Raw genomic sequence first — 22,525 nt, 5'->3', positions numbered from 1 at the left:
CCGGCGTCCCCCCGCCTCCGCCGGTGTCCCGGCCGCCGGCCGTCCCCGAGCTCCAGGCGAGCGCCTCGGCCGGCGAGGCGCCCGCTCCCGAGCCCGCGCATTCGCGAGAATCCCTCGAACTTGGCCCTCCCCCGCGCCTCTTGATACGCGCGCTCCATGCGCGTGCGAGGCTTTCTCCTGCTGCCGGCGATGGCGCTCTCGACGCTGAGCGTCAGCTGCCCGCGCCCTGCCTCCGAGCCGACGGCGTCCCCGGCGCCTGCGCCCGCGTCCGCGGTCACCGCGCCGCTCGCCGGGGCGGCGCCCTCGGTCGCTGCCCCGGCGCCCCCGGCCGCCGCGGAGGACGCGGCGCCGGCCGGCGCGGGCGTCACGGCGGTGCCGGGCGCTGAGGCCGCGGCGCCGAGCGGCGACCCGCTCGCCTTGCCGGCGCTGCCGCCGGAGCTCGTCGATGACGGATCCGACAGGCTCCCCGAGCTGGATCCGCCCCCGGTCACCTCGCCGACGGCGGCCGAGGAGGTCCACGAGCTCGCGAGCATCGCCCGGGAGACGTGGATCTTCGCCGAGCCGCGCTGGACCAGCCGGCGCATCGGATACCTGCGCGCCGGCGCCATCGTCGCGCGCCGGCCGGAGCCGTCCGGCAGGGAGTCGTGCGGCGGGGGCTGGTACCGCATCGAGCCGAACGGCTATGTCTGCATCGGCGCCAGCGCGACGCTGAACATCCACGACCTCGCGGTCGAGGCCTCGTCGCGCCGCCCGGTTCGCCGGTTCGCGCTGCCCGCTTCGCCGGCCGCCCGCGGCGAGGCCGCGCCGGCCGCGCCGAGCGCCAATGAGGGCGCGCCGGCCGCGCCGAGCGCCGGCGAGAGCGCGCCGGCCACCGTGCAGCCGGGCGACGCCGCTCCGAATGCCATGCAGGCGGGCGACGCCGCTCTGAATGCCATGCAGGCGGGCGACGCCGCTCCGAATGCCATGCAGGCGGGCAACGTCGCTCCGAATGCCGCGCAGGCAGGCGACGCCGCTCCGAATGCCATGCAACCGGGCGACGCCGCCCCGAATGCCGTGCAGCCGGGCGAAACCGCGCCCGCCGCGCCGGAGGCGCGCGACGCGGCGGCCCTGCTCGGCGGGCTGCCCTACACGTACGTGATGTCGCGCTCCCCCACCCCGCCGCTCTACGCGCGCCTGCCGAGCGAGGACGAGCAGCGCAGCGCCGAGCCCGACCTCGGCGCGCACCTGCGCCGCGCCGCGACCGCCGCGCGCGCGCCGGACTTCGTCGCCCCGCCGCCCCCCGACGCGACCCCTTCGGTCCTGCTCTACGGCCGTCCCGCGCCCGGCCTCGCCGGCGACCGCCGTTCGCCCGACGCGCTCGTCCTCGGCCGCGCCCGTACGCGCTCCGGCTTCGCGCTGCTCTCGACCTTCGACCACGACGGGCGCCGCTTCGGCCTGACCACCGACCTCGCCGTCCTGCCGCTCGACCGCACCCGCGTCATCCGGCCGAGCGCCTTCTCCGGGCTCCTGCTCCCCGAGGGCGTCGCCCTGCCCGTCGCCTTCGCCCGGCGCCGCCACGCCGCGCGCCTCGTCCCGGGCGAGCGCGGCGGCCTCGCCCGCGCCCCGCTCCGCTTCCGCGAGGCGATCCCGCTGTCCGGCGCCTCCCGGCGCGTCGCCGGCGTCGACTACCTCGAGGCGCGGGATGGCTCGCTCGTCCGCGCCGACGACATCGTACGCGTCGATCCGCTCCCGAGGACCCCTGCGTGGGCGGTGCGCGGGCGCAAGTGGATCGACGTCTCGATCAACCAGCAGAGCCTGGTCGCCTACGAGGGCGCTCGCCCGGTCTACGTGACCCTGGTCTCGACCGGCGCGGACGGCCTCGGCGACCCCGAGACGACGCGCTCGACCATCCAGGGGCTGTTCCGCATCCACACGAAGCACGTCACGGTCACGATGGATGGCGACGAGGAGGAAGAGGATCCTTTCGATTTCCGCGACGTGCCGTTCGTCCAGTACTTCACCGGGGGCTTCGCGTTCCACGCCGCCTACTGGCACGACGATTTCGGCACCGCGCGCAGCCACGGCTGCGTGAACCTCTCCCCGCTCGACGCCGCCTGGCTCTTCGAGTGGACGACCCCCGAGGTGCCGGCCGACTGGCACGGCGCGCTCTCGCTGCGGAAGGGCACGCTCGTCTCCATCCGCCCCTGAACCGGCGGCGCGCGCCGGCGCTCTGCCCTTCCGTCTTCCGCGCCGTCCGAAGGCACGCTACACGCTGGCCTCATGGCCACGCAGGAGCCCGTCTCGCTCGATCAGCTCATGGCGATCGATCCGCTGCTCTCCGACGAGGAGCGCATGATCCGCGACTCCGTCCGGCGCTTCGTGCGCGAGCGGTACCTTCCGCGCGCCGCGGACCTGTTCGCGCGGGAGGAGTTCGCGACCGACCTGATCCCCGAGATCGCCGCGCTCGGCCTGCTCGGCGGCTCGCTGACCGGCTACGGCTGCGCCGGCATGAGCTCGGTCGCTTACGGGCTCGCGCTGCAGGAGCTGGAGTACGGCGACAGCGGCCTGCGCAGCTTCGTCAGCGTGCAGGGCTCGCTGGCGATGTATCCGATCTGGAAATACGGCTCCGAGGAGCAGAAGCAGCGCTGGCTACCGAGGATGGCTGCGGCCGAGCTGATCGGCTGCTTCGGCCTGACGGAGCCCGACAGCGGCTCGGATCCGAGCTCGATGAAGACGCGCGCCCGGAAGGACGGGGGCTCGTATGTGCTCACCGGCACGAAGATGTGGATCACGAGCGCGCCGATCGCGGACCTCTGCGTGGTGTGGGCCAAGGTGGATGACGGAGGCCCCGAGTCGATCCGCGGCTTCGTGGTGGAGCGGGGGATGAAGGGGCTGGAGACGCCGCTCATCCACGGCAAGATGAGCCTGCGCGCGAGCCCGACCGGGGAGATCGTGCTGAACGAGGTGCGCGTCCCGGAGGAGAACGTGCTGCCCGGGGTGGTCGGCCTGAGGGGCCCGCTCGGCTGCCTGACGCAGGCGCGCTTCGGGATCGCGTGGGGCGCGCTCGGCGCCGCGCGGGCCTGCTACGAGACGGCCGTGTCGTACGCGCGCGAGCGCGTCCAGTTCGGCCAGCCGATCGCGTCGCGGCAGCTCATCCAGGCGGAGCTCGTGGAGATGGCGACGGAGATCGCGAAGGGGCAGATCATGGCGCTGCACTTCGCGCGGCAGAAGGACGCGGGCGGGATCAGCCCGGTGCAGGTGTCGCTGTGCAAGCGGAACAACGTGGGCTGGGCGCTCAAGATCGCGCGGACCGCGCGAGGCGTGCTCGGCGCGAACGGGATCCTGCTCGATTATCCGGTGGTCCGGCACATGCTCAACCTGGAGAGCGTGTACACGTACGAGGGCACCGACGAGGTGCACTGCCTGATCCTCGGGAACGCGATCACGGGGCACAACGCGTTCTGAGGGGCCCCGGCGCCCTCCTGCGCGCCCCCGGCGCCCTCCTGCGCGTCCCCGGCGCCCTCCTGCGCCGCCTTCGCTCTGCTCCTGCGCAGCCCCGGCCCCCTCCTACGTCGCCTCCGCGCTGCTCCTGCGCAGCCCCGGCCTCCTCCTGCGCCGCCTCCGCGCTGCTCCTGCGCAGCCCCGGCCTCCTCCTGCGCCGCCTCCGCGCTGCTCCTGCGCAGCCCCGGCCTCCTCCTGCGCCGCCTCCGCGCTGCTCCTGTGCAGCCCCGGTGCCCTCCTACGCCGCCTCCGCGCTGCTCCTGCGCGGCCCCGGTGCCCGCCTACGCCGCCTCCGCGCTGCTCCTGCGCAGCCCCGGCGCCCTCCTACGCCGCCTCCGCGCTGCTCCTGCGCAGCCCCGGCGCCCTCCTGCGCCGCGTCCGCGCTGCTCCTGCGCAGGCCCGGCGCCCTCCTGTGCCGTCTCCGGCGGACTCCTGCGCCGCCGCCGACGGGCTCCTGCGCGGCCCTGGCGGGCCTCCTGCGCCGCCCCGGCGCCCTCCTGCGTTCCTTCGCCTCCGCGCTGCACGGACGCGATGCTGCTCTGAGCAGGCCAGAGGGCGCTGCTCCCACGCGAGCGTGCCTCCTGCGCGCGAGGTTGTCGAGGCGCCCGTGACGGGAGAGCCGGCCGGCTGCGGCGCGCGCAGTCGGCCCGGCGCTCGCCCCCGCAGGACCGGTGGTGCGGGCCGAGCAGTAGACGAGCGGTCCTGTGGTACCGTCGTGCGCTGGAGGTGACCCCAGCGTGGTCAAGCAGAAGCCCATCACCCTGCTTCACCTGTCCGACATGCAGTTCGGACCGCATCATCGGTTCGAAGGGCCGAGCTCCCCCGGCAGCCTCCTCCACCGTCTCCGGGATGACCTCGATCGGCTGCGCGAGGAGGAGGGCATCCGTCCGGACCTCGTCGTGCTGACCGGCGATCTCACCGAATACGGGATGAAGTCGCAGTTCGATCAGCTCCTCTCCTTCGCGCACGGCCTCACCGAGGTGACGGAGCTCCCGCCGCGCCGGGTGGTGGTCGTCCCCGGAAACCACGACGTCAACTGGAAGCTCTGCCAGGCGTACTTCGCTGAGCGAGAGGGTAACGAGGAGCGTCCGTCGCTCCCCTACTGGCCGAAGCTGCGGCCCTACGCGGAGTTCTTCGCCCGCTTCTACGAGGGGCAGACGGGAATCCAGTTCACCGAGGCGGAGCCGTGGAGCCTGTTCGAGTACCCTGACCTCCGGGTCGTGGTCGCCGGGCTGAACTCGGTGATCGCCGAGAGCCATCGGCCCGAGGACCACTATGGGTTCGTCGGCGAGCAGCAGCTCCGGTTCTTCGCGGGGAAGCTGCGGCCCTACAAGGAGCAGGGGTTCCTCAGGATCGCCGCGATCCATCACGATCCGCTCCACCCGGGGGAGAGCGACGCGGCCAGGCAGGATGCAAAGGACCTGAGGGGGATGCTCCAGCCGTACCTGAGCCTCGTGGTGCACGGGCACCTTCACGAGGAGCAGCTCGGGTGGCTCGACAACAACGTGCCGGTCCTGGGCATCGGGAGCGCGGGCGTGAAGGTGCCGGAGCGGCCGCCGGAGGTGCCGAACCAGTACCAGCTCGTGCAGGTGTACCCTGATCGGCTGGCGTATGGCACGCGGGCCTACGTGCCCGACCAGAAGCGGTGGCTCGGGTGCCTGAGAGCCGACCCCGAGGGGCGCGCGTGGCGGCTCGAGAAGCGAGTTGGGTTTGAGCGGGTCGAGGGGACGTTCTCGGGTAGTGCTGAAGCCGTTGCGCCGCCGCTCGCCGATCTCGCCCAGGTGGTCGATGCGTACCGCCGCCACTGGGCGAATGCATACCGGCGGGAGGCGCTGTTCGACCTGGCGACCATGGGCGAGGACGCGGATATCCCGGCGGGGCTCGATCTGCTCCACGTGTTTCTGCCCCAGACCGCGCGCCGTGAGCCGCCTCAGCTGGACCTGCCGCGCGATCTCGGCGGTGACTTGGGGGAAGAAGAGCGCCTCGCCGGTATCCCGCGGCGGGCTCGCGAACAGAATGCGATATCTCGCATCGCCCTCACCGGTCCACCGCGGCCAATCGATCAGATCGTGACCTCGCCGGGGGAGCCCTGGGTCCTGATCCTGGGCGCGCCAGGGGCAGGCAAGAGCGCGCTCACCCGATGGCTCGTCCTCAAGCTCTCTGCGCCAGGCGAGTCGCTCGGCGACCTGCCCGCCGACCTCGTGCCCGTGCGCATCGAGCTCCGCCGCTTCGATCTTCATTATCGCTCGTGCCGGCAGGCGGGCCGCTCGTGCGACTTTTTCGATTATCTTGACGAGGTCCACCGGGAGCGCAACCTCTCGCTCCGCGGAGAGCCGTTGCGCCGCCTCGCCGAGGCGGGACGGCTCCTCTGGCTGTTCGACGGGCTCGACGAGGTGGCGGACCCGCACGCCCGGCGGGACTACGCCGCCATGATCGTGGGCGCGCACGACCGCTACGCGGGGCGTGGGGTCGTGACGAGCCGGATCGTCGGCGCTCGCCCGGTACAGCCGCTCTTCCAGCAAGCCGGGCTCACGACCTACACGCTGCAGGAATTCGATGACCGGCAGATCAACGCCTTCCTGGAGCGCTGGCACTGCCTCGCCTTCCCCGGCGCACCAGAGGCCGCGGCACGGCGGCTGGAGCGCCTTCGCCAGACGCTCAAGGAGAGCAGACCCGTGCGCGAGCTGTGCAGTAACCCTCTGCTGCTCACGCTCATCGCGCTGCTCAACCGCGGCGCGGAGCTGCCCCGGCAGCGGCACCGGCTCTACGAGCGCGCCGTGGACCTCATGGCAGAGCAGTGGGAAGCGAACAAGCACCTGGCCACGGCCGGCGCGGTCCAGTTCGACCTGCCCAGCAAGAAGCGGTTCCTGCGGAAGCTCGCCTTCCTCATGATGACCGAGCTCACGGGCGGCAGCGGCAACGCCGTCCGACAACAGGACCTGAGCGCCTTCGCGGCGTCCTTCTGCGCCGAGGAGTACGGGCTCAGGGCCGAGGAGGCGCAGACGACGGCCGAGCAGCTCATCCAGCAATTGCGGGAGAGGAACTACATCCTCGCCTTGATCGGCGGGCAGACCTTCGGGTTCGTGCACAAGACGTTCCTGGAGTATCTCGCCGCGGCGGAGATCCATGCGCGGTTCCGTACCCACGACTGGGGCCTAGACGAGATCAAGGCGGTCTTCAAGAAGAGCTGGCAGGACCAGGCGTGGGAGGAGACGCTGACCCTCATCTGCGGGATGGTCGAGGAGGAGCGCCCGCAGCAGGTGGTCGAGCTGCTTCAGTCCGTGCTCGAGGATGTGGATCCCTTCGAAGACTATCAAATGTTCGACTTCGTGTCGTTCGCGATCCGATGCGTGGCCGAGATCCGGGTGCTCGATCAGGAGCCTGTGCGCTCCTTCGCGCGCAAGCTCACGGACTGCATTATTGGATATCACTCTGAAAACTGGTTCCTCATGGACATGCTATCTTCGGCGCTCCGGCTGCGCGGACAGGAATGGCCGGACGCCGCGCGCATCGTCGCCGCTGCCGTCGATGCAACATCGCGAGAACACGACAACGACAAAATCCTTATACTAAACAAATGCGCCTTTGCGGTTAGTATGAAGCAAGAACGCGTCACCCGGTTAGCAGAGCTCGTCTTCAGTCAGCCTGACGAGCTTCGCCTCACCGATGAAATCATGGAGGCAGGGCGCCTGGGAGAGTGGACAGCGGCCGAGGCCGTATCGCTGCACGACGCCGTAGAAAGGCTCAGCGAGCCGGCAAGGAGCGAGGCGTGGATCGCGCTCCTCAAAAGCGGCATGGCCTCGGCGTCGAGGCCCGTCGCTGCGGCCATGCGTGACCACGAGGATCCGCGCTGGCGCTGCTCTGCGGCGATCGCACTGCTACGTGTCCCCGAGTGGCAAGGCGACGCGGTGAGCACCCTGGTCGACGTCCTCCGCTCCGGGTATGAGCAAACCTTCAGCCGCGAGGTTTTCCTGCGCTTGCTGGAGGCTGCGCAAGAGCCGGCCCTCCGCGAGCAAGTGCGTTCTCTACTGTACGTGGATAGCGTTTACGTGAGGGAAAGGGTCGCCAAGGAAATCGCTTTGCATTGGCATGATGAGGAGGCCCTCTCGATCTGGATGAAAGCTCTATTCAACGAGGGAGACGGATCACTGTTCAGCGACGTTGACGTTGCCACGCTAGAGACGCTGGACCGCGAGCACGTTGCGGCCCAGCGGGCCTTATCGCGTGCGCTGGACAACATCACCAAGGTCAAGAGGCTCGACGCGAGGGTGCTCATCGCGCACTGGATGGCCGTCCGAAACGACCCTCGTGGCGTGGACGCGCTGCGCGAAATCGCGTGCTCGAGCTCGTTCTTCGCCCCGATCCGCCGGTTCGCAGCGGAAGTCTTGCTCGACGTCCCGCAGGGACGCCGATTCGGTGTCGACGCGCTGGTTCTGCTCGTGCACGAGGGGACAGACCACTATGCACGGCTAGCGCTCCTTACTCTGCTCGAGCACGCGAGGAGCCGTCTGCCGGAGGCACGTGCTGGGCTCTGGCGTCTCATCGAGGGCGGAATCCTCGAGGATCTCCAGCTGACGGTGTGTCGAGGGCTGGCCTCTCTCGACGACGGAGATCGAACCGAGGCCCTTCGTCAACTTCGCCAGCTCGCTGACGCTGCGAACGACGAGGCTGTCCGTGTTCGCGCCGCCGGGTATCTTCGTGACAAGGGCCTCCCGGAGCCGGCGTGGCGCCCTGTCCTCGCTCATCTGTCCCGATCCGCCAGGCGCGGCTCCATCCGCCTCCTCGCCGCGAAGGCGCTCCGCGATGAGGCGCACATCGCCCGCCTCGCCGCGCGCTCCAGGAGCGCCAAGGTCCGCAATGCGGCCTCCGCCGCCCTGGAGGATCTGCGCCTCTACCGCGCCGTCCTCGAGGTCGGCCGCCCCCGCCGCGGCGTCGTCTCGCTCGACGGCACCCGCACCGGCATCATTGAGGAGACTCCCGGCGGCAGCCGCTTCACCTACGACCGCGCCTATCTCGCCCGTCCCGACGCCATCCCCCTCTCCTCGACACTCCCTCTCCGCCCCGAGCCCTACGAGAGCCGCGGCCTTCACCCGTTCTTCGAGAACCTCCTCCCCGAAGGCTGGCTCCTCGATCAGACCTGCCGCAAGCTCGGCCTCGATCGCACCGACGCCTTCGGCCTGATGCTCGCCACCTGCGCCGACTGTGCCGGCGCGGTGGAGATCGTTCCCGAGAAGCTCTCGGTGGCGGCGTAGCCGCATGGGCGCGTGCCTGATCTGCCTGGGCGAGAGCCCGCCCGACGACTCCGGAGGAGTCTACCACCGCGCCTGCCTGCGCCAGCTCTTCGGCGTCGAGGACGCCCCTCGCATCGATCTGGATCTCCTCCACCTGCCAGCCCGGATCGAGCCCGAGATCGGCAAGATGTCGATCTCCGGCATGCAGCGCAAGGCGCTGATGCGGCTCTCGAAGGACAAGACCTGCCTCGAGGTCGCCACGAAGAGCAGCCGCTACATCCTCAAGCCGCAGCTCGAGAGGTACTCCCACGTGCCCGAGAACGAGCACGCCAGCATGCGCATCGCCGCCCTCGCCGGCATGCAGGTGCCGCGGCTCGGCCTCTTCTACCTCGCGGACGGGAGCCTCGCCTACGTCATCCAGCGCTACGATCGCACCGCGCGCAAGAGGCGATCAAAGCTCCACCAGGAAGACTTCTGCCAGCTCGCTGGCCGGCCGGCTCACGAGCGCGGCCAGGGAACCGCGGCCGAGTGCGCGACGCTCGTCGCGCGGTACTGCGGCGAGCCGGAGCTCGAGCTGCGCCGCCTCTTCCACCACCTGCTCGTCGCCTACTGGATCGGCAACGGCGACCTGCACCTGAAGAACCTCTCGCTCCTGCGCGGCGAGGACGGCATCTACCGCCTGGCCCCCGCCTACGACATGATCTGCACCTGGGTCTACGGCGACACGACCCTCGCGCTGCCCCTCGGCATCCGCAACCGAGATCTGCGCCGTCACCACTGGCTCGACTTCGCCGAGCAGCACGCACGCCTGCCGCGCACCGAAGCGGCAACGATCCTCGACGCGATGCTCGACCGCACGAGCGAAGCGCTGGCCGTGCTGCGACGCTCGCCCATGCCCGAGGAGCTGCGGAAGAGCTACGCCCGCTTGCTCAAGAAGCGGAGCCGCGCGCTCGAGTAACGCCGCCGCCCGTCGATCCGACCAGCGCGGCAGCTCCCGCTCGCGCCCGCTCTTCGCCCCTACCCCGCCTTCCCCGCCGCCTTCCTTCGCAGCCCCACCAGGAAGATCTCCACGCTGTTCGCCCGCGTCCCCTCGGGCCGGATGCTCCGGACCTCCTCGCACAGGTTCCGCAGCGCGTCGCGGGCCTTCACGAAATCCTCGCTCATGAAGATCTTCCCGACGAACGCGCCGCCCGGCGCGAGCAGCGCCTCGGCCACGGCCACGGCGCGCATGAACAGCTCGTAGCTCCGCGCCTGGTCGGCGATCTTGCTGCCGCTCGTCGCGGGCGCCATGTCCGACAGCACCACGTCGTACGGCGCGAACTGCGCGAGCGCCTCGTTCGTCAGCGACAGCGCGTCCCCCTGCACCACCGTCGCCTGCGGGCCGAACGCCGCCGAGATCGGCGACAGATCCACCGCGAGCAGCTTCCCCGCCGCGCCGATCCGCTGCGCCGCGTACATCGACCACGAGCCGGGCGCCGCGCCCAGGTCGAGCACGCGCTGGCCAGGGCGGAGCAGCCGCACCCGGCGATCGATCTCCTCGAGCTTGAAGACGCTGCGCGCAGGGTAGCCCTGCGCCTTCGCCGCCTTCGTGAAGGCGTCCGGGCGCTTGTACGGGTTCTTGGGCTTCTGCGGCACGGTGCGACCGGAGGGCGCCGCCGGCGGGGCGCGCGCGCCCCCTCAGCGGCGCGCGCGCTCTCACCAGCGGGCGGGGATCAGCCGCCCTTCTTCTTGGTCGGCTGCTGCGCCGGCACGGGGAGCCCCTTGCCGCCGCGCTTCTTCACGGCGCCACGGATCGTGACCACCTGGTTCTTCGGGCCGGGGACCGGGCCCTCGATGAGGATGAGGTTGTCCTCGGGGAGGAGCTTCGCGATCTTCAGGTTGAGCGCGCTCACCGTCTCGTCGCCGTAGTGGCCGGGCATCTTCAGGCCGGGCAGCGTGCGGCCGGGGGTCATGTTCGTACCGATCGAGCCGCCGTGGCGGAAGTACTCGTGGGTGCCGTGCGAGTTCACCGCGCCGGCGAAGCTCCACCGCCGGATGACGCCGCTGAAGCCGCGGCCGCGCGAGCGACCCTGCGCGTCCACGCGCTGGCCGACCTCGAAGATCTCGTCGACCTTGAGCGTCTGCCCGACCTCGAACTTCGCCGCGTGCTCGGGGGAGCAGCGCAGCTCGCGCACGACGCGCTTCGGCGTCTGCCCCGCCTTCTTGAACGCGCCCGCGAGCGGCTTCGTCGTGTGCCGCTCCGCCCGCTCGCCGAGGCCGAGGACGAGCGCGCTGTAGCCGTCCTTCTCGAGCGTGCGCTTGCCGACGACGACGCAGCCCGCCTGCACGACCGTGCAGCGCAGGACCTCGCCCGTCTCGCTGAAGATCTGCGTCATGCCGATCTTCTTGCCGATGATGCCGGGATGCTGATTCATGATGCGGTTGCCTTCTCGCTCCGTCTGGGGTGGCTCGGACTGCCTCCGCGCGCGCGGCACGCCGCGAGCGCGATCCCCTCGGCACGCCTCGGTCGCGAGCCGGTTCGGAGCGAAGAACCGGGGCGGTCGCCCGCCGGGTGCGTTGGGGGGCGCAGAGCTTACTCACGGCAAACCCAAAGGGAAGCGAAAGTTTCCGCTTCAAACGTGAGAAACTTCACTTTTTGAGCCGCCCGAGGGCGTGGCGGCCGCGCACGAGCGCGGCGCGCCGTCCGCGAAGGTGCCGCCGCAGGGCGCCGCCGCAGGGCGCCGCGCGGTCAGCGCGACGAGCAGCGCGACGAGCAGCGCGGCGCGCGGCCGCAGCCGAGGCCGCCCGGACATTGTCCGTCTCCCCGGACATTTCCTGTCCATCCTCGGCGTCGCCGCTCCGGGGCGCAGGCCTCAAATTCTGCGTTCGGAGGTCATGGATGACAGACATCATCGCTCACGGTGAGCCGCGCGGCGTCGAGCGCCTCATGGATCGTTACTGGTTCCTGCTGAGGGGCGGGGCTCCCGGCGCCGGCGAGGGCGGCGCGGGGGTGGCCGGCACGCAGGTGGTCCGTGACGGCGAGTTCGTCGTGGTGAGCATCGAGGCGACGGCGCTCGGGTGGCCCGAGGGGACGCTGCTCTTCAGGTTCAGGTCGGAGTCGGCGCCCTGCGCCGCGTGCGTCGAGCGCGCGGCCGCGTTCGCGCGCTACCGGACGAGCGGCATGCTCGCCGCGAGCGACGTGCGCGAGATGCTCCGCTTCGCCGTGGCCCGGTGCGCCGCCGCGGGCGTCGACCTGGCCCACGCCGCCGCGCCGGCGGCGCGCGAGGCCGGCTCCCCCGCCGAGCCGGGCCGCGCCGAGGCGCCCGCCTCGGGGACGCGCCGCGCGGCGCGGGACGCCGGCGGCGCGAGGCGCTACGACGCCGAGCTCTGGCTCATCCTCTGACGGGTCCGCACGGCGCCGCGCCCCGGACGAGGGCGCGGCCGCGTCACGAGCCGACCACGTTGATGGTCGCCTTGACCATCGCCATCCAGCACTGAAGCACCATCTTCCCTTCCTTCTCCGGGGTGATGGCCACCTCGACCGGCGTGTTCAGCGGCAGGTCCTTCTCGACCTTGAGATCGGGAATCGCGATCGCCTTCAGACACTCGCTCTTCGTCGTCCGCGTGAAGCGCAGCACCACCGGCTCTCCCTTCTTGAGCTCGATCGTCGACGGGGAGAAGCCGCTGTCGGTGACGGCGATGTCGATGCGCTTCACGCCCGCCGGCGCGGCGAGCTCGGCGGCCGCCACCGCCTTCGTCTCCTCGGCGGGCTTGCTGCAAGCGACGCCGGCGAGCGGCGACGACAGGAGGAGGGCGAGCGCGGCGGCGAAGAGCGGGCGACCCATGGTCCGCGCGTTCTTACCCGGCGCCCAGGGAACGTCAAGCCGCGCTCCCACGGGCGTCCGCCCCGGGCGCGCACGCGGTCACGGGACGGCGGAACGCAGGACGGCGGAGCGTAGGATCGCGCGCGGGCGCGCGCGCCGCGAGGGCGGCCGTCAGACGTGGCGGCCCGAGAGGATCTGCAGAATGGACGAGAAGAGGTTGATGAAGTTGAGGTAGAGGTCGAGCGCGCCGCCCACGGGATCCTGCTCGTCCGAGTGGAGAAGGCGCGACGTGTTGTAGAGGACGTATCCCCCGAACACGAGCACCGACACGCTCGCGATCGCGAGCCCGAGGAGCGTGCTCCCGAGCAGGGCGTTGAGCAGCATGGCGCCGAGGACGACCATGGCGCCCATCACGAGCGAGCTGGCCAGGAACGACAGGTCCTCCTTCGAGAGGAGGACACCGAGCGTGAGGCTGCCGAACGTGAGGACCGTCAGGATGAACGTGTCCCGCACCGGGGCCGACGACAGGGTGCCGCCGAGGCCCGCCGCCACCTGGGCCATGTAGAGCGCGGGCGCCGTGGTGACGCCGAGGATCGCCGCCATCCCGAAGAGCGCGAGGACGTTGACGCCGGGGATGCGGCGCACCGCGCGGGCGCCGAACATCACGCCGAACACGATGAGCATCGAGACGATCGGGTGGCTCGCGAAGAGCTCCACCAGCGGCGGCATCGCGCCCCCCGCGGCCGCCTCCTCCGCGTCCGGCGCCCCGATGTACAGCGCGCACATGGCGCCCAGGGAGGACACGACCAGGCTCGCCGTGAAGAGCCCATAGACCTTCTTCAGAAAGTCGATCCGCAGCCCCGCCTTCGCGTTGGCCGGTGCCCCCGCCACGTACGAACCCGCCTGGCGTGAACTCATCTGCTGCGCTCCTCCTTCAAGCCGATCGCCGCGGCTGCGCGAGCGTCTAGTCGTGCACCATTCGCCACGGACGTGCAACACCGCTGCGGCGAGGCCCGCCGATGTCCGGCATCCGCGCTCGATCTACACCCAAATTACGCCCACAAGCATCCGTCATCCACGAAAAATCACATGCTCACGGCATCGCCCGCGCGCCGCGGCCACCCGGCGGGTCGTCGCGGCCACGCGCCACGCGCCACGCTCCACGCTCCACGCGGCGGTCGTCGGCGGCGCGCCGCCGGCCCGGGGCGGCCCACGTCCGCGGCGCGCCCCGGCCGGTGCGCTCGTCCTGACCGCGGAGGCGAGCCGCCGTCGCGCCGCGAGCCTCCGTGATCGCTCCGTTTCATCCCGCGATGGCGGCGGTTTCATGCCGCGAGGCCGGCGTGGTGCGCACTCGCCGGCAGGTTGTCGCGCGCGGCACGCTCGTGTACGGAAGGAAGAGCGCCAGATCACGACGGCGTCGCGCCGGCCAGGAGGACGAGGGGTCATGAACGTTACGACGATCGCCGTCGCGGAGGTCGAGCCAGCGACGGCGCCCTTGCCGGGGTTCGACAGCGAGGCCGCCGTGCAAAGCCTGCTGGTCGCGCCGATCGAGGCGTCGTACAGGCACCGGCTGCCGCTCGTGGGGCGCACCGACCTGCACCCGCTCGTCCAGGCGGCCTATACCGCCTTCACCCAGCGATATCCCCTCGTGATCTCGCCCGACGTGGTCTGGTTCTGCCTGGCGCGCGGCTTCACGCTCCACCTCGCCACGAGCGACGAGCAGCGGCGCCGCTTCCTCGCCGAAGACCGCGATTTCGAGCTCGTCGTCGAGCGGGCGGACTTCGCCCTCGGCCAGGTGAACCCGTGGCCCGCATCGTTTCCGGATTTCTCCAGGCAGGTTTCAGAGCGGGTCGGGACGCTGCGGGATCTCGTGACAGCCAACTTCTCCACCACGGGTCCTGTCGAGCGGGTGTCGTCGGAGCTCACGGTGGCGACCCCGCTCGCGCCGCATTTCGACTGGGAGCCGCCGTTCCCGGGCGATCTCGTGTACCCGCAGCGCGGCATCCCGCGCGTGTACCTGCTCGGCACCTCCGACGACTGGCGCTGGGTGCGCCAGCGCGTGGCGATGCTCGGCGCCGTCGGACAGGAGCGCTGGACGCGCGCCCTCCTGCCCGTGCTCGACCAGATCGCCGCCTCGTCGGAGGGGCGCGCCGACAGGTCGTTCTGGCGCGCTTTCTTCCGCTACGAGAACCCGGCGGACGAGCTCACGGGGTGGATCCACGTGCTGTTTCCTTACCTGCGCGCCTGGCCCAACGACTACTTCGCCCCGAACCCTTATATCGAGAGCTGGCACGAGCGATGGCTGACGGCGGAGTCCCGCAGCGACGCGCTCGGGGGGCTCGGCAACCCGCAAGGGCCCGGGCTCGCCGAGATACCGCCCGGCCTGACGAGCGCCCAGCTGCGCTTCGTCGACCGGAGCCGCCGGCCGCACCCCATGGAGTTCGTCAGCGGCCTGATCGGCGTCACGCAGGACCCGCACTCGTTGGCGCTCATCCCCGAGTTCGTGTGGGCCGTGGTGCACCAAGCAGCCGAGTCGACCGCAGCGCGCCCCGCCGAGGCCTCCTGAGCCGCGCGCCCGCGCACGGCAGCGCACCGCGAGGGGCCCGAGGCGGGGACGCGGCGGGCGGTTCTGCATGGACGGCCGGCTCACCGTGACCTAGGATAGGGAGCCCGCCACGGGGCGACGCCATGCGTCGTTCCTCACGCTCGACACGGAGGCTCCAGTGCCCGGAGGCAAGTTCGCTCTTCTCGAAGTCCCCGATCTGAACGGCGGGCAACCGTCGTACCTGCGCCTCGGGGCCGCCGCGCCGCTCGGCGAGAGCGCGGGCGACGACCTCGCGGAGCGGATTCAGACCTTCACCGACGACACGCGCAAGCGCGACGGCTCGCCCGGCTTCGTGCCCGAGGGCGAGCGCCAGGCCGAGACGGCGAAGCTGCACACGAAGGGCGGCTGGCGCGATCACTCGGACGGCAACCGGATCTCGACGACCGGTGGCGACAAGGTCGAGGTGATCGGGGGCAATTACCGCCTGCTCATCCTCGGCCGCGGCGAGCACCAGGCCGGCTGGGACATCTCGGGCGGACACCTCACCGAGGTCAGCGAGACCTTCGGCGGCGGCACCACCATCGAGTGGGTGCAGAACTACGGCGGCACGTGGAAGGTCGTCGAGACGACCGTCAAGGGCGAGGTGCGCACCACCTACCACGGAGACGTCTACGACTATTATTACGGCAAGATCAAGCAGAGCCAGACGGGCACCGACACGTTCCCCACGCTGCAGGTCACCGACGACTACATCGACGACACGAACCCGCCCGACCCCCAGTCGATCCCCACGGAGAACCCGACGATCATCGATGAGACGTGGGCGAAGAGCATCTCGTCCTACACCGGCTCGGAGAAGCTGCCGGTCCCCACGATCACGAACGAGACCTGGGCGGAGGTGATGGTCTCGAAGACGAACGCCAAGTCCATGACCGACGAGACGACCGTCAAGGAAGCGTCGGTGTCCACGATGAAGGCCGAGTCGATCACGTCCTCCACCACGGTCGACGGGACCATGGAGGACACGACCACGGCGAAGACGATCCGGAACAAGACCACCGCGGACAAGATCATCTCGGAGACGCGCGCCGACACGAAGGACGAGATGTACGGAGACGCGGACTCGTACACGCAGGGCAACAGCAAGACCGTGGTCGACGGGATCGAGACGACGATCAACCTCGGCGTCGTGAACGAGGTCGTCCTCGGGGCGATGGTCGAGACGACGCTCGGCGGCGAGGTGACGTTCACGGCCGGGGGCTCCCTCGACGTGACCGTCGGCGCCAAGGTGGAGCTCAGCATGACCGCGAGCGTCGACTTCTCCGTCGGCCCCAAGCTCGAGCTGGGGACGGCCGGCGTGGAGCTCCACACCAGCAAGACCGAGGTCGCGCTCAAGCACACGGTCCTCTCGGCGTTCAACCTCTTCTTCTGAGGGCGCGGGCGGCGAGCGCCACGCTCGACGCGCCCACCGGATACGGAGCTCCCATGGCCGGCGATGGCAAATACGCGATCCTCCACGTCCCCGACTTCAGCGAGGGGATGTCGTCGTACCTGCGCATCGGCGCGACGCCCGAAGACGATTACACGTGGCGGGACGAGACCGACGGCAACCGGATCACGACCACCCGGGGCGACAAGATCGAGATCATCGGGGGCACCTACTCGATGACGGTCCTCGGTCGAAGGGAGTTCAAGGCCAGCTCGGAGGTAGAGGACGGGCGCATCAAGCAGGGCGGCATCACCTTCCAGGGGCGGAGCGATATCGAGTTCGTGAAGGGCCCCCGCGGCCAGCGGCGGATCCGCGAGACGACCGTCAAGGGCGAGGTGCACTCGACCTACCACGGCGACTCGTACGAGTACCATTACGGCGGCAAGCTGGTGAGCCGCACCGGCGACCCGAACACGCCGACGCCGATCGAGGACTACCCGTCGGAGATGACCGAGAACCCCACGATCGTCTCCAGGACGTGGGCGAAGAGCATCTCGTCCTATACCGGCTCGGCGAAGCTGCCGGTGCCCTCGATCCACGAGGAGACCTGGGCGGAGGCGATGGCGTCGAAGACCCACGTCACGACGATGACCGACGAGACGACCGTCGAGGGGCCGTCGAAAGAGACCATGAAGGCCGGGTCGATCTCGTCCACCACCACCGTCGAAGAGACCATCTCGGACACCACCGAGGCCGGGACCATCAAGAACAAGACCACCGCCGACAAGATCATCTCGGAGACCCGCGCCGACACCGAGGACAAGATGTATGGAGACTCCGACTCCTACACGCAGGGCAACAGCAAGACCGTCGTCGACGGGATCGAGACGACGATCAACCTCGGCGTGGTGAACGAGGTCGTCCTCGGGGCGATGGTCGAGGCGACGCTCGGCGGGGAGGCGACCCTCTCGGTCGGGGCGACGGTCGACGCGACGGTCGGCCTGGAGGCGTCCGTCAGCGTGACCGCGACCCTCGAGGCCAGCGTCGGCCCCTCGCTCTCGATGGGGCCCTCGCGCGAGAAGATCTCCCTGGACCGGAGCAAGGCCGCGCCCGTCCGCACGAACATCGCGGCGGTCCACCTCCTAGTGTGACGCAGAAGCGCGGCGAAACCACGGATGGCGAACAAGAACCTCACCCCGTTCCTCTTCGGCAGCAAGGTCACCTCGCGCCGGCCGCCCCAGCCGGAGATGACCCTGATCGTCCGAGCGAAGTTCACGCTGCGGCCCGGAGCGCCGCTCTCCCTGCCCGAAGGCCACCCGGCGCTCGCGCAGGAGACGCTGCGCGGCGACGTGTTCCGCGACGACGACCACGACATGGCCGGCGAGTGCCTGTATCCGAGCGATCTCGCCGACTTCAAGCCGCACGCGGACGTCCTCTTGCTCGGCACCTGCCACACGCCGGGCAAGGCGCGCATGACCGAGTGTCCGGTGCGGTTCGGCGTCGGATCGTGGTCCAAGATCCTGCGCGTGGTCGGCGATCGGGTGTGGATGGATGGCCTGCTCGGGCCGGCCATGAGCGATCCGGTCCCCTTCGACCGGATGCCCCTCGGCGATCGGTACAGCTTCGGCGGGCCCGGACACCCGCTGAACCCGGTGGGCAAGGGCCACGGGACACGCGAGCTCCCCAACGTCGAGAACGCGGACGATCTCCTGCTGTCGCGCTCGGATCGGCCGGCGCCCGCGGGCTTCGGGCCCCTCTCGCCCAACCGGCCCGACCGGCGCGCCAGGGTCGGCAAGCAGTACGGCAAATCGTACCGCGAGAAGCGGGCGCCGTACTACGCCGAGGACTTCGACTGGACGTACTTCAATGCCGCCCCGCCCGACCAGTGGCTCCCCTACCTGCGCGGGGACGAGGAGCTCCTGTTCCAGAACCTCCACCCGGACGCGGAGGTGTTCCGGTCGCAGCTCCCGGGGCTCCGGATCCGCGTCTTCGTGAAGGACGCGGAGCGCGGGTTCCGCGAGGTGCCGATGCACCTCGACACGCTGCTCGCCGATCTGGACAAGGAGGCCCTGTACCTCACCTGGCGGGGCCTCACCGAGGTGACCGACGACGATCTCTCGCTCACCACCACGCTCGTCGCCTCCGAGCCGCTCGACGGGCCGTCGCCGCCGCAGGAGCACTACCGGGAGATCCTCGAGCGGTTCGAGGCCGATCCGCTCGAGATCGAGCAGCAGATCGCGCCGGAGCTCAAGGAGGAGTGGAAGGCCCTGCAGGCGCTGGCGCGGAAGGGCGACGACGCGGCGCCGGCGGACGCGTCCGGGCTCGACCCGCTGTCGGCGCTGCTCAAGGCGCGGCTCGGCGACGCCGCCAAGCCGCAGCAGGACAAGATCCGCCGGGCGATGGCGGGGCTCGCGGGCATCGCCGTGCCGGGGGGGAAGGCCCTCGGCGGCCTGATCGCCGAGGCGCTGCGCAACCTGCCGCGGTCGTCGCAGGCCCTCCCGCCGCCGAGCGCGGACGCGCGGCCCGCGGTGACCGACGCGCAGCTCCGGACCGCCTTCCGGCGGGTCGCGCGGGCGGTGGAGGAGGCGAGGTCGCTGGCGGCCGCGCGCGGGGCGCAGGTCCCGGCGCTCGCGGCGTGGGACAAGCTCGCGAGCGACCCGAAGCTCGCGTCGATGGGCCTGTCCACGGCCCCGCCGCGGCCGCCGGGGCAGCCCGGGCCGGGGAGCGACCTCTCCGAACAGGACCTGAGCGAGCAGGACCTGAGCGGCGTCGACCTGACCGGCGCGAACCTCACCGGCGCCATCCTCACGGGCGCGAACCTCCGGGGCGCGAAGCTCGCCCACGCGACGCTGAAACAGGCGGTGCTGTTCGACGCCGACGTGCGGGACGCGGACTTCACGGGCGCGGACCTGAGCCTCGCGACGCTGCAGAGCGCGTGGGGCGAGCGCGCCGTCTTCCGCGGCGCCACGCTGGAGGGCGCCTCGTTCGACGGCGCGCGGCTCATGGGCGCCGATCTCTCGGAGAGCCAGGGGGCGCAGATCGTCTTCTCGCGGGCGGACATGACCGGGGCCACCGCGAGGGGGGCGAAGTGGACGATGGCGTTCCTGGAGGGCACCGCGCTCGAGCGCGCGGACTTCTCTCAGGCCTCGCTCATGCGGTGCTTCGTGTCGAAGGTGAGCGCGGCCTCCGCCACGTTCGCGGGCACGACCCTCATCGGCACGAGCTTCTCCGGCTCCGATCTGCGAGAGGCCGTGTTCGCGGGCGCGCGCGGCGAGGGCAGCGTGTGGCTGGGCGCGACCGTCACCGGCGCGGACTTCAGCCTCGCCGTGCTGACGAGCGCCCACTTCACCGAGGCCGTGGCCGACGGGGCGAGCTTCTTCGGCGCCAACGCGCGCGGAGCCCGGTTCGACCGGGCGAACCTCACGCGGGCCGATTTCACGCGCGCCAACCTGTTCGACGCGGACCTGCACAAGTCGCTCGTCCCGGAGGCGAAGTTCGTCGATGCGAACCTCTATGATGCAAAATTCTACCAGACCTCCGGCTCCGGCTGTGATTTCCGGGGGGCGAACCTGAAGCGCTCGACGCTGGAGCGGGATCGATGACGCCGGACGAGCTGAAGGCGCGGGTCCAGGCGGGCGAGGCGCTCGAGGGCCGGGCGCTCGGGGACATGGATCTGCGGGGCGCCGATCTCCGCAAGGCGCGGCTGCGCGGCGCGAAGCTCGGCCGGCTGCAGCTGGACGGCGCGGACCTGTCGGGCGCCGACCTCCGCGGGGCGCAGATCGCCTGGTGCGGGCTCCGCGGCGCGGACCTGTCGGGCGCCGATCTCGAGGGCGCCGCCGTGGCCCAGAGCGATCTGTCGGGCGCGAACCTCGCGGGCGCGAACCTCACGGGCGCCCACCTGGTCCGCGGCCAGCTGGCCGGCGCCAACCTGAGCGGCGCGCGGATCCAGGGGGCCAACCTGGCCGAGTCGCGGCTCGCGGGGGCGGAGCTCTCGGGGGCGACCCTGTCGAACGCGCGGCTCGATCTCGCCGACCTGTCGGACGCCTCGCTCGACGGCGCGACGCTCGCGCACGCCTCGTTCGCGCGGGCGGACCTCTCGGGCGCCTCGCTGGTGCAGGCGCGGATCGAGGGCTCGTCGTTCGCCGAGGCGAGCCTCCGGCGGGCGGATCTCTCGGGCGCCGAGCTCGACACGGTGGTGTTCCTGAAGGCCGATCTCCGGGAGGCCGTGCTCCCGAAGAAGCTCACGAAGGCCGTGTTCGACGGCGCGCGCCTCGGCCGGATCGATCTCTCCGGCGCGGACCTCGCGGGCGCGGCGCTGGAGGAGATGGACTTCGCCGGGGTGAGCTTCGAGAACGCGAACCTCACGCTGTCGTCGCTCCAGGGCACGAACCTCCGGGGCGCGAGCTTCCGGGGCGCGACGCTCGACCAGACGACGCTCGCGAACTGCGACCTCACCGGCGCGGATTTCCGGGGCGCGACGCTGAGGTCGTGCATGCTGTACGGGGCGCGGCTGCCGGGCGCGGATCTCTCGGGCAAGGACCTCGAGATGGTCGTCTTCACCGAGGCCGACCTCTCCGGCGCGAACCTGTCCGGGTCGCGGCTCGTGCGCTGCGTCCTGGAGCGGGCGGACCTCTCGGGCGCGGACCTGACCCGCGCGCTCGTCTCGCAGACCACGCTGCGGCTCGCCCGCGTGGAGGGCATCCGCTTCGAGAAGGCGATCTTCGATTGCGTGGACTTCTCCGGCGTGGACCTGACCCGCACGTCGCTCGCCGGACTGACCATCTCGCGGTGCTTCTTCGCGCTCGGCAACCTCTCGGGGATGGACCTGTCGGGGTGCGACCTGTCGAACTGCGATTTCACCGCGTGCAACCTGGAGCGCACCCGCCTGGAGGGCGCCATCCTGGCCAACGCGAACTTCAAGGAGGCGAACCTGCGGCACGCCACCCTGTCGGGCGCCATGGCGAAGGCCGCCTTCTTCGGCGAGGGCACCCTCGCCGGCGCCGTGATGACGCAGGCGATGCTCCGCAACGCGATCTTCGTGAAGGCCGATCTCGCTGGGGCGAACCTCGCGGGGTCCGACCTCCGGGAGTCGCTGCTGACCGAGGCCCGCGCGGCCGGGGCGCTGTTCGTGGGCGTCAAGGCGCACTACGCGGATCTCTCGCACGCGGACGTCACCGGCGCCGACTTCACCGGCGCGGACCTGACGTGGGCGAACCTGCACCATGTCCGCGACGAGAAGGCGCGTTATCTCGACGCGAACCTCGCCACGGCGAGGCGCACGGACGTGGACCGGCTGGAGGCAGAGGCCTGGATGCCGCCGGAGCGGCGCTCGTAGAGGAGGAGCCATGTCGATGGGAGCCATGAAGGAGAGCGATCGCGCGGCGGCCGTGCGGGTGGACGCGCCGGAGGGCGAGGAGCACGCCGCGCGCGGCCGGGGCGCCGAGTTGCCCAGGATCGGCCTTGCGCGGGCCGGCGCCGCGGCGGAGGGCGAGGCGGGCCCGGGCCGGGCCGCGGCGCTCCCGCGGGAGTACCTGGGCCCGGCGCGGGTCACCTCGGCGGAGGCGGGCGCGATCGCGGTGGAGCTGCCGGGCGGCCAGCCGGTCGCGGTCCAGATGGCGCTCGCGCTCCCCTACGAGCCTGCGCTGGACGACACGCTGCTCGTCATCGGGCGGGACGACGCCTATTACGCGATCGGCGTGCTCCACGGGCGGGGGCGGTCGGTCCTGTCGCTCCAGGGCGACGTGGCGGTGCACGCGCGGGAGGGCGCGCTCTCGCTGTGCGGCGACAAGGGCGTCGAGATCCGGGGACCGGAGCTCGAGGTGCAGGCCGGCAAGATCCGGATGGTGGCCGACGCCGTGGTCCAGAAGTTCGCGTCGGTCTACCAGCGGGTGAGCGCGCTCCTGAGCGTCCAGGCCAGCGAGTCGCACACGGTGGTGGAAAAGACCTCGTTCACGAAGGCGAAGAACGCCACGATCCTGACCGAGGAGACGGTCACGGTGAACGGCAAGCAGATCCTCTTGGGCTAGGAGGCCGCGCG

The 22,525-nt window shown here is 71.2% G+C and carries 15 protein-coding genes; 11 read left to right on the top strand and 4 right to left on the bottom strand.

The window, feature by feature from the left end:
- Positions 1–156: 156 nt before the first annotated feature.
- The 4 genes from NQZ70_RS12225 (at position 157) to NQZ70_RS12210 (ending at position 9,669) form a co-directional block, all read left to right on the top strand.
- Entirely contained in the window at positions 157–2,187 is a 2,031-nt protein-coding gene (locus NQZ70_RS12225; RefSeq protein ID WP_129574379.1) for a L,D-transpeptidase family protein, read from the top strand.
- 72 nt (positions 2,188–2,259) lie between these two features.
- Complete coding sequence (locus NQZ70_RS12220; RefSeq protein WP_129574378.1) at positions 2,260–3,444, top strand: acyl-CoA dehydrogenase family protein; 1,185 nt, start codon at positions 2,260–2,262, stop codon at positions 3,442–3,444.
- Between the two features lie 773 nt (positions 3,445–4,217).
- Positions 4,218–8,732, top strand: a complete 4,515-nt coding sequence (locus NQZ70_RS12215) for a HipA N-terminal domain-containing protein (RefSeq protein ID WP_129574377.1) — start codon at positions 4,218–4,220, stop codon at positions 8,730–8,732.
- A 4-nt stretch (positions 8,733–8,736) separates the two neighbouring features.
- A complete protein-coding gene (locus tag NQZ70_RS12210; protein WP_129574376.1) occupies positions 8,737–9,669 on the top strand; it encodes a type II toxin-antitoxin system HipA family toxin in 933 nt (310 codons plus the stop codon).
- 59 nt (positions 9,670–9,728) lie between these two features.
- Here NQZ70_RS12210 and NQZ70_RS12205 read toward each other — a convergent pair whose 3' ends face one another.
- Together NQZ70_RS12205 and rplC are read right to left on the bottom strand one after the other, a co-directional pair.
- Positions 9,729–10,346, bottom strand: a complete 618-nt coding sequence (locus NQZ70_RS12205; protein WP_129574375.1) for an RlmE family RNA methyltransferase — start codon at positions 10,344–10,346, stop codon at positions 9,729–9,731.
- Positions 10,347–10,423: 77 nt separating this feature from the next.
- Positions 10,424–11,125 (bottom strand): 50S ribosomal protein L3, encoded by a 702-nt coding sequence (gene rplC, locus NQZ70_RS12200; RefSeq protein WP_129574374.1) that lies wholly within the window; start codon positions 11,123–11,125, stop codon positions 10,424–10,426.
- A gap of 464 nt (positions 11,126–11,589) precedes the next feature.
- Between rplC and NQZ70_RS12195 the strand changes: the two genes are divergently transcribed.
- Positions 11,590–12,093 (top strand): hypothetical protein, encoded by a 504-nt coding sequence (locus tag NQZ70_RS12195; protein WP_129574373.1) that lies wholly within the window; start codon positions 11,590–11,592, stop codon positions 12,091–12,093.
- 43 nt (positions 12,094–12,136) lie between these two features.
- On the opposite strand, the gene NQZ70_RS12190 is transcribed toward NQZ70_RS12195, so the two are convergent.
- Both NQZ70_RS12190 and NQZ70_RS12185 read right to left on the bottom strand, forming a co-directional pair.
- On the bottom strand, positions 12,137–12,535 hold the full coding sequence (locus tag NQZ70_RS12190) for a cupredoxin domain-containing protein (protein WP_129574372.1): 399 nt from the start codon (positions 12,533–12,535) through the stop codon (positions 12,137–12,139).
- A gap of 150 nt (positions 12,536–12,685) precedes the next feature.
- Positions 12,686–13,432, bottom strand: coding sequence for a Bax inhibitor-1/YccA family protein (locus NQZ70_RS12185; protein ID WP_129574371.1), 747 nt, complete (start codon positions 13,430–13,432; stop codon positions 12,686–12,688).
- 526 nt (positions 13,433–13,958) lie between these two features.
- Here NQZ70_RS12185 and NQZ70_RS12180 point away from each other — a divergent pair.
- From NQZ70_RS12180 to NQZ70_RS12155, 6 genes are all read left to right on the top strand, one after another.
- Entirely contained in the window at positions 13,959–15,080 is a 1,122-nt protein-coding gene (locus NQZ70_RS12180) for a DUF4419 domain-containing protein (RefSeq protein WP_129574370.1), read from the top strand.
- A 157-nt stretch (positions 15,081–15,237) separates the two neighbouring features.
- Positions 15,238–16,491: a hypothetical protein gene (locus NQZ70_RS12175; protein ID WP_129574369.1), complete on the top strand. Its 1,254-nt coding sequence runs from the start codon at positions 15,238–15,240 to the stop codon at positions 16,489–16,491.
- A gap of 53 nt (positions 16,492–16,544) precedes the next feature.
- Positions 16,545–17,639 (top strand): hypothetical protein, encoded by a 1,095-nt coding sequence (locus tag NQZ70_RS12170; protein WP_129574368.1) that lies wholly within the window; start codon positions 16,545–16,547, stop codon positions 17,637–17,639.
- A 24-nt stretch (positions 17,640–17,663) separates the two neighbouring features.
- On the top strand, positions 17,664–20,090 hold the full coding sequence (locus tag NQZ70_RS12165) for a DUF2169 domain-containing protein (RefSeq protein WP_129574367.1): 2,427 nt from the start codon (positions 17,664–17,666) through the stop codon (positions 20,088–20,090).
- Complete coding sequence (locus NQZ70_RS12160) at positions 20,087–21,823, top strand: pentapeptide repeat-containing protein (RefSeq protein WP_129574366.1); 1,737 nt, start codon at positions 20,087–20,089, stop codon at positions 21,821–21,823. Before NQZ70_RS12165 ends, NQZ70_RS12160 begins: the two co-directional genes overlap by 4 nt.
- 10 nt (positions 21,824–21,833) lie before the next feature.
- A complete protein-coding gene (locus NQZ70_RS12155; RefSeq protein ID WP_129574365.1) occupies positions 21,834–22,514 on the top strand; it encodes a DUF3540 domain-containing protein in 681 nt (226 codons plus the stop codon).
- Positions 22,515–22,525: the final 11 nt, after the last annotated feature.

Source organism: Sorangium sp. So ce836 (assembly GCF_028553905.1).
Lineage (GTDB): Bacteria > Myxococcota_A > Polyangia > Polyangiales > Polyangiaceae > Sorangium > Sorangium cellulosum_D.
This window is presented reverse-complemented; position numbering and strand designations above follow the sequence as displayed.

Bases quoted from the DNA above. Each gene is read 5' to 3' on its own strand.
- NQZ70_RS12155 (WP_129574365.1), top strand. From the start codon at position 21,834: ATGTCGATGGGAGCCATGAAGGAGAGCGATCGCGCGGCGGCCGTGCGG.
- rplC (WP_129574374.1), bottom strand. From the start codon at position 11,125: ATGAATCAGCATCCCGGCATCATCGGCAAGAAGATCGGCATGACGCAG.
- NQZ70_RS12220 (WP_129574378.1), top strand. From the start codon at position 2,260: ATGGCCACGCAGGAGCCCGTCTCGCTCGATCAGCTCATGGCGATCGAT.
- NQZ70_RS12170 (WP_129574368.1), top strand. From the start codon at position 16,545: ATGGCCGGCGATGGCAAATACGCGATCCTCCACGTCCCCGACTTCAGC.
- NQZ70_RS12160 (WP_129574366.1), top strand. From the start codon at position 20,087: ATGACGCCGGACGAGCTGAAGGCGCGGGTCCAGGCGGGCGAGGCGCTC.
- NQZ70_RS12210 (WP_129574376.1), top strand. From the start codon at position 8,737: ATGGGCGCGTGCCTGATCTGCCTGGGCGAGAGCCCGCCCGACGACTCC.
- NQZ70_RS12165 (WP_129574367.1), top strand. From the start codon at position 17,664: ATGGCGAACAAGAACCTCACCCCGTTCCTCTTCGGCAGCAAGGTCACC.
- NQZ70_RS12180 (WP_129574370.1), top strand. From the start codon at position 13,959: ATGAACGTTACGACGATCGCCGTCGCGGAGGTCGAGCCAGCGACGGCG.
- NQZ70_RS12225 (WP_129574379.1), top strand. From the start codon at position 157: ATGCGCGTGCGAGGCTTTCTCCTGCTGCCGGCGATGGCGCTCTCGACG.
- NQZ70_RS12190 (WP_129574372.1), bottom strand. From the start codon at position 12,535: ATGGGTCGCCCGCTCTTCGCCGCCGCGCTCGCCCTCCTCCTGTCGTCG.
- NQZ70_RS12195 (WP_129574373.1), top strand. From the start codon at position 11,590: ATGACAGACATCATCGCTCACGGTGAGCCGCGCGGCGTCGAGCGCCTC.
- NQZ70_RS12185 (WP_129574371.1), bottom strand. From the start codon at position 13,432: ATGAGTTCACGCCAGGCGGGTTCGTACGTGGCGGGGGCACCGGCCAAC.